The organism is Aeromonas sp. R1-1 (assembly GCF_040908495.1).
In the GTDB taxonomy this organism is placed as follows: Bacteria; Pseudomonadota; Gammaproteobacteria; order Enterobacterales; family Aeromonadaceae; genus Aeromonas; species Aeromonas veronii.
The window spans coordinates 1-12,069 of sequence record NZ_JBFODV010000104.1; the positions used below are offsets into that span (position 1 = coordinate 1).

The window sequence follows — 12,069 nt, forward strand, 5'->3', positions numbered from 1 at the left end:
GGCCCGATCACCACGACCGGTAGTCTAAATACCGGTGCTGGCCAGGATGGCAATCTGCAAGTCCAGTTCGCCGCTGATCAGAGTGCCTTGGAAGGGCTGGGGCTCGTCAGCCATGGCGCGCCCCTTGGCTACACCATCAACGGTCAGACCCTGACCGCCAGTGCCGGTGGGGCGACTGTCTTCACCCTGACCCTCAACAATGACGGAAGTTACCGCATCGTCTGGAGTCAAAGCCTGGATCACGGTCAGGACGTGTTGCGCCTGCCGTTCAACCTCGAATATCGCGACAGCGACGGCGATCTGGTGAAGGCGCCGCTGGTGATCAATCTGGTGGACAGCAATCCGCCCAACTTTGACGTTGATCTCCCGCCCATTACCCTGACCGAAGATGCCTTTATCAACGGTGCTGCCGTAGTGGGTGAGAGCCGTTTTGTAGTCAAACACGGTGTCGATCCTTTGTTGGCGGATTCGCTGGTGTTCAGTAATCAGAACAGTACCCTGACTACCCTCAACGGCTCGGGTCTTGCCAGCGATGGTCATCCGCTGACCTTTGAATTTGCCGATGATCGCACCTTGGTGGGTTACTACCTGGATGGCAGTGGCCAACGGGTGGAGGTGCTGCGCGCCGAATTGAATGCGCAGCAGCAGGGCAGCGATCTGGCTGGGCGGGTGGTGGTTACCCTCACCGGCCCGCTCGATCATCAGGGGAGCGACATGCTTTCCCTCGATTTGCAGGTGAGCGCCAACGAGATAGATGGGGACAGCACCAGCGCCAACCTGACCCTGACCGTCAATGATGGCAGTGATCCCGCATTGGGCATCGACAAGGGGGTCGCCCTGCAAGAAGGGGGCAACCAGAGCATCGATGGCCAACTGCCGGTGACGGTGGGGAGTGATCGTCTGGTCTCCCTCAACTTTGAGGCGAGCCAGCCGGCGCTGGCGGGGCTCACCAGCCAGGGCAAGGCGACGACTTACGAGGTTCAGGACAACCAGCTGATCGTCAAGGATTGGCAGGGCAAGACGATCCTTACAGTTACCATCGGACTGGATGGCAAATACAACGTCTCCCTGACCGGCGTGTTTGACGAGCCGGAAGCGACCAACAGCCTCAATCTTGGCCTGAAGGTACAGGGTTCAGATTTTGACGGCGACAAGAGCAATCTCGGCACCCTCAATATCACCATTACCGATGGTGTCTTGCCACAGGTTAATCCTGTCTCCCTCTCGCTCACCGAAGATAGCAACTGGCAGCAGGGCCAGACCCTTGACGGTGATCTGACTATCACAGCAGGCAGCGATCCGCTGGCCAGCATCACCTTCGATGCCAATCAGCCGGGGCTGCAAGGGTTCACCTCGGGCAAGCAGGCCGTGACCATCACGGTGGCCGATCATCGTATCGAGGGGCGTACCCCCGATGGCAAGCTGGTGTTTGAGCTGACCCTCGGTAACGATGGCAAATACAGCTTCACCCTCCATCAACCGCTGGATCAGGGCAGTGCCGACAGCCTGCTCAAGGCAGGCTTTACCCTGCTCGACAGCGATGGTGACAAGGTCTCCTCCACCATTACTGTGGCGGTGGGTGATGGTGCCAATCCGACCATCTCCGCCGTGACCGGCACCACCATCACCGAGATGGCGCAAGGGGAGACGGCTGCCGTCAGCACCATGAGTTTCTCGGTCGCGCACGGCAGCGATGCCCTTGACCCTAACTCTCTTGGTTTTGATATCGCCGCTATCCAGAGCACCCTCATCGGACTCACCAGCCACGGCAACCCGGTTACTTTCACCGTCGATCCCGCAACCGGCCAGCTGGTCGGGACCGCCGGTGGCCAGGTGGTGCTGCGCGCCGAGCTCAGCCTGGTCGATAACAACGGCAACTGGAGCGTCACCGCCAAGGTCACCCTGAGCGGCGAGCTGGATCACAAGGGGAGTGAATCCCTCAACCTGCCGCTTGCCGTCACCCTGGCCGATAAGGATGGCGATCGCATCGGTACCACGCTGCCGCTCACCATCGTGGATGGCAAGGCACCGAGCTTTATTCCGGGCAAAGGCGTCTCCCTGGATGAGGGGGACCTCACCGGCAGCAACAACCTGAGCCAAACCGGTCACTTCGATGTGCAAGCCGGGTCGGATCGGGTGGTGGAAGTGGTGTTTGCCGATGGCAGCGAACAACCTGCGCTGACCGCATTGGGTAAACCGGTGCAGTACGAGCTGGTGGATGGTGACCCGCTGATCCCCGGCAGCCAGCTGCTCAAGGGCTATGTGATGGTGGATGGCCAGCGGGTCGAGGTGTTCGAGGTCAAGCTGGTTGGCAGCCTCGATCAGGCGGGCAAGAACGGGTTTGACTATCAGGTCACCCTTTATCAGGGGCTTCATCAGGGCGGCAACGCCGTGACCGAGCTGCCCATCAAGGTGATCGTCAACGACTACGACAAGGCGGGCGGCAACAACGACAGCACCAGTGGTACCCTCAATATCCAGATTGGGGAAGGAGATAAACCGACCCTCACCCTGACCGATGTAACCCTCAATGAAGGGCGCTTCGATGGCACCAACTCGGCCGTTGATGACCAGCAGGCGAGCGGCAAGATCACCATCAAGGCCGACTCGGATCCGGTGACTGATGTGCGACTGACCCTCTCCGGTCAGGTCATGGATGCCAGCGGCAAGCCCATCACCCATAACGGCGAAACCCTGACCTGGAAAGCGGTTGGCACCGATGGTCACACCTTCCAGGCGGTGACCAGTGGCGGTCTGGTAGTGATGACGGTATCTATCCCCACTGTCCCTGCCACTATCGCCGCTCACACCAGCGCAGAGATAGGTTATCAGGTGACGGTGCATACCAACCTGGAGCACGGGGCGGATAACAAACTCAACCTGACCTTGCCGGTAGAAGTCACCGACAGCGATGGCAGCAAAAACCAGGGCACCGCCACTGTCACGGTGACTGATGGCATCAACCCGATCATATCCGTCATTGAACCGGTTCGGGTCGAGGAGTCGGATCTCGATGCAGTGAACGGTCAGCATCCGGGGACCACACCTGCAGGGAGTGGAGAAACCGATAGTGGCAAGGTGACCATCACAGCCGGTTCGGATCGGGTTGCCTCCCTTGAGCTGGATGTGGCTGCATTCAATCAGGCCAATCACCTCATGTCGGGTGGCAAAGCGGTTACGCTGGCTCCACACAGCACCGGCTGGTATCTGGCTACGGCCGAGGGGGGCAAGCCCGTTTTCTGGGTCCACCTCGATGTTAACGGCAGTTACAGCGTTCATCTGGTAGGCCAGCTTGATCACGGTGCACAAGGCAAGGATGAGTTGACCATCGAAGTGCCGCTGTTTGTCACCGATCATGATGGCGATCGCAGTCCGAACGTCAGTGTGACCGTGACGGTACAAGATGACATGCCTATCGGCACTGTGCTGGCACATACCCTGAGCGAGGGGAGCAGTACCGTGACCGGCGATCTGCTGCCTACCGCCAATGAAGGTGCGGATGGTGCCCGCGTCGAGTCGATTACCATCAATGGCCAGACGTACGCCATCAATGGCTCTTTGATACAAGATGTGATGAGCCCCGATGGCAAGCAGGTGATGGGAACCCTGACCATCTCTGCCGATGGGTCCTACTCCTTCAAGCCTGCGGCCGGTTTCAATCACGATGCAAGTCAGCTCAGTCAGGTGGTGACAGCCCATCTGGTCGATGGCGATGGCGATCGTGCAGACAGCACACTGACCCTCAATCTGCAGGATGAAGCGGTGCGTTTTACCGTTAGCGCAGCCATTGGTAACGAAGATCAGGGGGCGCAAGACCCGAGGCTGGGTATCCCTATCAACATGCAGCTCGATATTGGCGATTTCGATCGCGGTGAGCATGTGGATCAGTTGCTTATCCAGGCGCCTGCCAATGCCCATGGCACCTTCTATTACAACGGCGTTGCCCTCACCACCACGGCTGATGGCAAGTGGTTTATCGTGCCGCCAGCGGCCATGGTGACCAGTGATAATGTTCACTACACCACTCAGGGGGTGACCTTTGTGCCTTCAAGCAACTGGTCGAGCTGGAGCAATGGCGGTCAGCCGCTGCACTTCCAGGTGCAACTGCAGGTCGGTGTCACCGAAGGGGCGGCACCTGCGGCTGTAACGGGCGATCTGGCTGTGACAGTGCGCGGCGTGGCCGACAAGCCGATGTGGGACACAGCCAACACCACTCGCCACTATGACACCAATGAAGACAGCACGGGTATCAAGCTGGACGTCAAGGCGAGCCTGACTGATACCGACAGATCCGAGACGTTGACCTATCAGATCAAGCTGGAAGCGGGCAAGGGAACCTTGATGCTCAACGGTGCCGAGCTCAAGCCAAATAGCAGTGGCATCTACACCGTTTCGGCAGGCAACATCAACAAGGTGACTGTGGTTCCGGGCAAGGATTTCAGTGGTGACATCAAGCTGTCGGTGACGCCGATCAGCACCGAGAAGAACCCGATCGCTCAGGGTCAGGGTACGGCGCAGGGAGACAAAATTGATCTGGTGATCAACGTCAATCCGGTGGCCGATGACGCCAAGCTCACCGTGCGTGACATTCAGGGCAAGGAAGACACCCTGCTCGATCTGGGCAGCAAGATCGCCCTTGCTCATCTGGGTGACAAACTCGATGGCTCCGAACAGATGTTTGTCCGCATCAGTGGCCTGCCTGACGGTGCAACCTTGTTGCTGGGTGGTTCCGCCGTTGCACAGAACATAGCCGGTTACTATGAGGTGCCCTACGCTCGCATCGCCGAGCTCAAACTGCAGCCCCCCAAAAACAGCAACGTCGATTTCGATCTGACCATCAAGGGGGTGGTGAAAGACACGGCGACCTTGACCGATGCCAGTGGCCAGACCCATACCGTGGTGAACGAAAAGGAGACGGGCTCCCAGACCCTTCATGTGGATCTGGTGGGGGTGGTGGATCAGCCTCACTTCGAGCTTGGCAATACCGGCTGGGAGGCCGAAGGGACAGGCTATGCCACCACAGTGGGTGAGGATGGACGGGCACCGCTCAACTTTACCCTCACCTCGGGCGAGTGGGTCGATACCCCGCACGATACTTCCGAGAGCCTCAACGTGGTGCTGCAAGGGCTGCCGGAAGGTGCCCGGGTCTTTGATGCCAATGGCAAGGAGCTGACCCTCACCTTTGCCGGACTCGACGCCCATGGCAAGCCGACCTATCAAGTCGATGTCTCCGATTTTGGCAACCTGCTTATTCAGCCGCCTCATAACAGCACGGCGGATTTGAACCTGATCGCCAAGGTGGTGGTGACCGAGAACGATGGCGATCACAAGAGCTTCGATGTGCCGCTGCATATCAAGGTGGAGCCGGAGATTGACGCCACCGACTACAGCAAGACCAGCCATGGCCTGGAAGATCAGTTCACCGTGCTGGACTGGTATCCGACCCTTACTGACGGCGCCGAGAAAGTCACGGCGCTGAGTCTCTCCGGGGTGGAGGATGGCTACCAGATCTGGCTGCGAGTCGGCAGTGTCGAGAGCCAGCTGACCGTGGTCAGTGGCAAGGTCACCCTGACTGCCGCCCAGCTCGACAGCCTGCTCAACGGGGGACAACTGCTGGTGAAGGCGCCGGAGGATAGCGATCGGGATACCAATATCCAGAGCCACGTTACCGTGACCCAGCATGATGTGGATTCGGGCGCGGTGGCCGAGAAGGTGATCGATGGCAATCTGCATGTCGATATCCAGGCCGTGGTGGAGCCCGATGGCGTGCTGACCCAGAGCGGTGGAGCTCTCGTGGGGCAGAGTGGGGCTGATATAGACCTGACTGGACGCTTCGTCTTTACCGACCTCGATCCCTCGAGCGTGGAGGAGATCGACTATCTGGTGATCAACCTGCCGGTGTTGAACGGTGGTGCAAGCGATCAGTTTGTGGTGGTTGGCGGTATCAACAACGGTAACGGCAGCTGGATCGTGCCGGCGGGCAATCTCGGTAGCTTCAAGCTGCATGCGCCGGACGGGTTTGTCGGCAAGGTCGAACCGATCCGCATCGATGCCATGGTGATCGACCGGGGCGATGATGGCGATGCCAGCGCCCATGTTAAAGTGAGCCTGGAAACCAGTGCCGAATTTGAAAACAAGCCAGTGACGCCCAAGACGCCGGCGGCGACTGTCGATATCGACGACAACGCCGTACTGGTGGGCAAGGAGGATATCCGGGTTGATTTTGGTCAGCAGCTCAAAGGCGTGATCCATATCGGCGCCGCCGACCAGGCGAGCGACGAGGTGACCATAGTCCTCAAGGGGCTTCCGGCGGGTGTGACCATCAGCGGGGCCGAGTACAACATCTCGACCGGTGAGTACGTCATCAAGGTGCCGCCGTCACTGGTGGGGCTGGAAGGGCTGACCCTCGGTTTGCCGCAAGACTTTGCCGGCTCGCTCAATATCGAGGTGAAGGTGGTCAACACGGATACTGCCAGTGGCGATATCAAGGTCGACAGCACGACGGTACGGGTCGATGTGGCCCCCGTGGTAGATGTGAATGGTGGCCGTGGCGAGCATCCGGAACTGACTTTGACCGTGCTGGATACCAACCATGACGGACAGCCGGACAATCTGGAAGATAGCAAGATCCACCTCGATCTCTCGGTGAAATTGGCCGACATCAGCCCCTCCATCGCGGGCGGCGGCCTTGAAACCGTGGAGCGGGTCACCATCAGGGTGGATGCAAAATATGGCTACTTCCTCGATGGCAGTGGCAAGCCGGTCAACACTCTGGTGGTTAACGATGTGGCTGCCCTCAAGGACTTGGTGTTCGTGCCCAAAGAGCACTTCAGCGGTCAGGTGCCGCTCGACATCAAGGTCGATATCGTCGATACCGCGCTGGTCGGCGGCCAGCAGGTGACTGACAGCGGCAGCTGGTGCGGACAGGTCGGCTGTGAGGTGAGACCGGTCAACGATCCGGCCCAACTCTCGGTGCACAGCGTCACGGGGAGCGAAGATGGCACGGTCAACCTTGCCGGATTTGGCGCAACCCTTATCGACAATGATGGCTCGGAGCAGATCGTCGCGCTGCAGATCAAGGGGGTACCGGATGGCTTCACCCTGTCGGCTCCGGCGGTCAACAATGGTGGCGGCGTCTGGCAGATCCCGGTGGGGACCGATTTCTCCAAGCTGACCCTGAGCCCGCCAGCTGATTTCAGCGGCACTGTGGAGCTGTCGCTGAGCGCCTTTACCTTGGACAAGGGGCTCACCATTCCGCTCGAAACCAGTGGCAGCTTTACCGTCACCGTCAATCCGGTGGGGGATGCCCTTATCGCCGACATTCAGGGTCAGGCGAGCGGTACCGAAGGGGATGTGATCACTCTGGATCTGGGGCTGGAGACCCGGGATACCCAACCAACCGGCGGCAGTGCGGGGAATGTGCATGAGAACAAGCCCGAGCAGGTGCGGGTCACCATAGAAGGGGTGCCTGATGGTGCCGAGATCCGCTTGCCAAACGGCGTGGCTGGGACGGTTGTTGACCTGGGTGGCGGTCGCTGGCAGGTCACTACCGAGGGCGGCAAGCTGGGTACGGTCGAGCTGGTGACCAATGATGCCAACGGTGCACTGGATCTCAAGATCACCGCCCAGAGCCTCGATAACGGCGCCCTTGGCCCCGAGGTCAATGGCACCATCCATGTGGAGGTGAGTCCGGTCAACGATGCGCCAATCAACGTAATGCCAACAACCCCTCAGGTCGCGCAGGAAGATCAGCCTTTTGTCATCCACGGTTTGCAGGTGAAAGATGTGGATGCAGGCAACAGCCCCATCAAGATCACCCTGTCGGTGGAGCATGGCACCCTGACGCTGCCTGCTGGCAGCGGCGTGACGGTGGTCGGTAACGGCACCGGTTCGCTGGTGCTGACCGGCACGCAGGCCGATCTCAATGCCTTGCTCTCTGGTGGGGTCACCTATCAGGGCAACAGTGATTTCTACGGCAATGACGCCCTGACCATGGTCACCAACGATCAGGGGAACACGGGTAGTGGCGGGGCACTCAGCGATACCGATGTGCTGCCTATCGAGGTGCAGCCGGTCAACGATGCCCCGGTCAATCAGCTGCCTGGCAGCATGACGGTGAAGGAGGATGGCTCCCTGTCGCTCTCCGGCGTCAGCGTGAAGGATGTGGATGCAGGCAGTGCGCCTGTCTCCATGGTGTTGCGGGTCGAGCATGGTGTGCTGACCTTGCTGGGTGCAACTGGTGCCGTGATGGTGCAGGGGGCGGGTACCAGCGAGATAACCCTGGTGGGGTCGCTGGCTGATCTCAACCAGTTGCTGGCAAGCAACCTGCACTATGAACCGGTCAAAGATTTCTGGGGAGAGGATACCCTTACCGTCACTACCTCCGATCAGGGCAACACTGGTGCGGGTGGCCCGCTGAGCGACACCGATCAGGTGACCATCACGGTCACTCCCGAGCCGGATATGCCGGGTCTGACGGTGGATCAGCATGCGTTCCATGCCTTGCAGGGGGCCGTTATCCCCCTTGGCATCAATGCCAGCGTGGTCAATCCGGCCACCGGCGAGCTATCCATCCGCATCAGCGGCCTGAATGGGGCGCAGGTGCAGGACGAGCATGGTCAGAGCGTCGGTCATGCCGATGGCAATGGCGACTGGCTGATCCCGGCCGATCACTCGGTTCCGCTCTACTTCAGCGGTTTTGGCGACGGTGACCATGTGCTGGGGATCAGTGCCGAGTCGAGTGTCGGCGGCTCAACCGTCAGCACGCCCCTTGAGACTATCACGGTGCATGGCCAGAGTGGTCATGAGCTGGTCGGTTCCGATCAGGGGGATTGGCTGTTTGGCTCCTCCGGCGATGACCGTCTATTGGGGGGCCATGGCAACGATATTCTCACCGGCGGGGCTGGCAGCGATCTCTTCGTTTGGCAGCACGGGGATGAGGGGTGTCAGGGGCAGCCCGCCATCGATACCATCACCGACTTCCATCCGGAACAGGGGGACAAGATCGATCTGGCTGACATGCTGCAAGGGGTCACTGGCAATGGTGTCGATGATCTGCTCAAGCATCTCTCAGCCTCGGTGACCACGGGGAGCAATGGCCTGAGCGATGTGAATCTCTCGGTTTCCCCCGCGGGTGATGGCCAGATAACTCAGCAGATCACCCTGAAGGATGTGGATCTGACCAGCTGGAATCTCACCAGCACCTCGTCCCACGATATCCTGCAGAGCATGCTGGAAGATCAACATAGCCTGATCATCCAGCACCCCTGATAGCGAGCGTGAAGCGTAAAAAGAAGAGCCGGCAATTGCCGGCTCTTTGTTTATCTCTGCGTGGATTGTTTTTATGCGGCCGCAAGGGCCGGAGTAGTCAGGCCAACGCCTGTGCCAACAGGTGGATCGGATGCTCACAGCGGAAGCTGGTGCTCATCTCGATCTGCCATTTGCAGGTCTCGCAGTCGGTGATCACCAGATCGGGGGAGAGGCGATTGATTTGATCGAACAGCCCCTCGCCGATGGTCTGGCTGGTCTGGTAGTTCTCCGACTTGAAGCCGTAGGTGCCGGCGATACCGCAGCACTGGGACTCCAGTACCGTTACCTTGACCCCGGGAATGGCGCGCAGCAATTCGAGGGTGTAGATGACGCCCCCCATTTTTTCCATGTGACAGGGGGTGTGGTAGGCGATGTGCAGATTGAGCGGTTTCATCGCCGGTTTGTTGCCCTTGTAGAACTCGTTCCACAGGAAGCGGGTCACCAGCGAGATGCGATCCCGCACCTTGTGGTTGTCCTGCTCCAGCAGGTGGGGATATTCATCGCGCAGGGTAAAGCCGCAGGTGGAGGAGGTGGCCAGCAGCGGCATCTCGTTGCCCAGCAGGGAGTTCTCCATCTGCTTGATGTTGAAGGCCGCCTGCTGCTTGGCCTTGTCCATGAAGCCGTTGGCAATCAGTGGTACGCCGCAGCACTTCTCCCGCTCAAGCAACTGCACACCGATGTTCATGGCGTTGAGCACCTGCACCAGCTCCTTGCCAAGCTGCGGGTGGTTGTAGTTGACGTAGCAGCCGTGGAAGTAGGCGATTTGGCGCTCATAACGAGCCTGAGCTTCTTTTTGCTTCTTGTACCAGCCGCGGAAGGTGCCCTGAGAGTATTTGGGCAGGTCGCGGTGGGATGAGACCCCCAGCGCCTTGTCCAGCACCAGTTTCATCGGCTTGAGGCCGGTGGTGAAGTTGACCACCGGCGCCATCAGGGTAGACATGCTGCCCATCAGATCGGTGTGAGAGAGCACGAACTCGCGGATCCCCGGTTTGAAACCGCTGTACTGGTGTTTGGCCTTGGCGATGATGTCGCCGATGCGCACCCCGCTCGGGCAGGCCACTTCACAGCGTTTGCAGTTGGTGCAGTGCTTGAGGGCGCTGTCAAAGAGCTCGGGGCTCTTGATCCGCAGTCGCTCCCCATCCGGGCCCGCCTGTTTCGGGCCGGGGTAGGCGGGATTGGCCTTGGCCACCGGGCAGTAGGCGGTACAGACGGTGCATTTGATGCACTGATCGAAAGTTTGGTTGGCGTGATCCAGTAGCATGTCAGTTCTCCTCCCGGCGATGATGAAGGCACGGGATATGGGACGTAGTAATCATTGGGCCGCGCCCAGAATATGACCGGCAGCCTGCCAGCCGGTGGCAACGGCAACACCGGAGCCGGAACCTTCACGAATTGGGTCGTAATGAGCCAAGACACTGCCGGCACCATAGAGGTTGGCGAGTGGCTTGCCGCCACGCAGCACTCTGAGCTTGTCGTCGGTCTTGACCCCGAAGCCCATGAAAGGGTGATGGTCGAACAGGCGGCGACCGGCCCAGGCATCACGCTCCTCCAGACTCAACACATCGGCATCGAAGATGGGTTCGCGAATGCCACGCAGACGGGATTCCAGCCCACGGCTGAAGAAGCTGCCGGAGGCAAGCACGAAGTTGTCTGCTTCGAACAGCTGATCATCGCCATTCTGGGTATGTACGCCGACCACCCGGTCACCTTCGTAACGAGCGCCCAGCACCCGCTCGCTGGTGAGGAAGGTGCCGCCAAGGGCCATAAAGCGGCGCTTGAGCGCCTCCTGCATCCGCATGCCGATGAGTGACGGCGGCATGGTGGCCACCTCCTTGATGGTGCAGCCGGTGCGCTGCTCCAGCTCCGCCAGACGCGGGCCAACCAGCCCCAGCGACAGGCAGGCGGGCAGCACGATATGGCGGCAGCCGGGTACACCGCTCTCCTGTACCATGCGGCTGATCTCGCGGGCCAGATCGGCCACCAGATGATGCTTGTCACACAGGCGCGCGATGTCGGCTGAGCGAAACTCGTGGGGGTTGCGGCTGAATTCGGCCAGTTGGGGCAGACGGATTTCGCCGGTCAGAATGCGGCAGTGGGCAAAACGCGGATGGGTCGCCAGATTGGCGGCCGCCAGTGCCGGATGAAAGTCGCGAAAGCCCTCGAGGGTGGCCAGCAGCAGTACATCCGGGATCGGCGCATCGGTGACGCAGGCACAGGTATCGGGGGAGAGCCAGGTACGCTTGAGGGTGCCGATGGGGGTCAGGCGCTGGTGGTTGGTGTCGTGGCGCACCAGCGGCAATCCCTGTTCGGCGCAGTGGCGCTGCAGATCGGCCAGGCTCGCTTCGATATTCTGCATTCCCACCTTGCTGTAGGGGTGATCCGGATGGGCAGCCATAAAGGCGGGCAGGGCGGCGCGGGGATCTCCCTCGCTTTCGAGCAGATCGACTGAGCCGGAGGAGAAGTGGAGGGCACTCTGGCCGGAGGCCATCAGCAGAGTCTTCTGGCCCGCCTCCACCAGCCGCAGGGCGGCCGAGAGTCCCGCCATGCCACCGCCGATAACGATATTGTCAAACTTCATGACGGCTCTCCTTGTGAGTGGTCTCGCTGGTTGGGTCGCGTGGGGTATCGGCAACCAGCTGCGGCGCCGTCCACTCCCCCAAGCCAAACAGCCCTTCGTAGATCCAGTAGGTGAACTCGGCCTCGCGCAGGGCATCGCCCCACAGGACGGGGCGGGTCCCCTTGTAGCGCTCCTCCAGGAAC

Annotated in this window: 3 protein-coding genes and 1 pseudogene; 1 reads left to right on the forward strand and 3 read right to left on the reverse strand. The window is 60.2% G+C overall.

The genetic code is table 11. The features are described 5' to 3' along the window. The coding region (locus tag AB5Y92_RS06340; protein ID WP_368225996.1) for a type I secretion C-terminal target domain-containing protein at nt 1–9,270 on the forward strand (9,270 nt) is incomplete at its 5' end. Between the two features lie 97 nt (nt 9,271–9,367). On the opposite strand, the gene glpC is transcribed toward AB5Y92_RS06340, so the two are convergent. The 3 genes and pseudogenes from glpC to AB5Y92_RS06355 all read right to left on the reverse strand — a co-directional run. Next, a complete protein-coding gene (glpC, locus tag AB5Y92_RS06345) occupies nt 9,368–10,570 on the reverse strand; it encodes an anaerobic glycerol-3-phosphate dehydrogenase subunit GlpC (protein WP_040069181.1) in 1,203 nt (400 codons plus the stop codon). A 51-nt stretch (nt 10,571–10,621) separates the two neighbouring features. After that, nucleotides 10,622–11,887 carry a glycerol-3-phosphate dehydrogenase subunit GlpB gene (gene glpB / locus AB5Y92_RS06350; protein ID WP_139732243.1) on the reverse strand — a complete coding sequence of 422 codons (1,266 nt, stop codon included), beginning with the start codon at nt 11,885–11,887 and terminating at the stop codon, nt 10,622–10,624. After that, nucleotides 11,877–12,069, reverse strand: a pseudogene (locus tag AB5Y92_RS06355) (anaerobic glycerol-3-phosphate dehydrogenase subunit A); the annotation flags it as partial. The pseudogene AB5Y92_RS06355 and the gene glpB, both read right to left, overlap by 11 nt.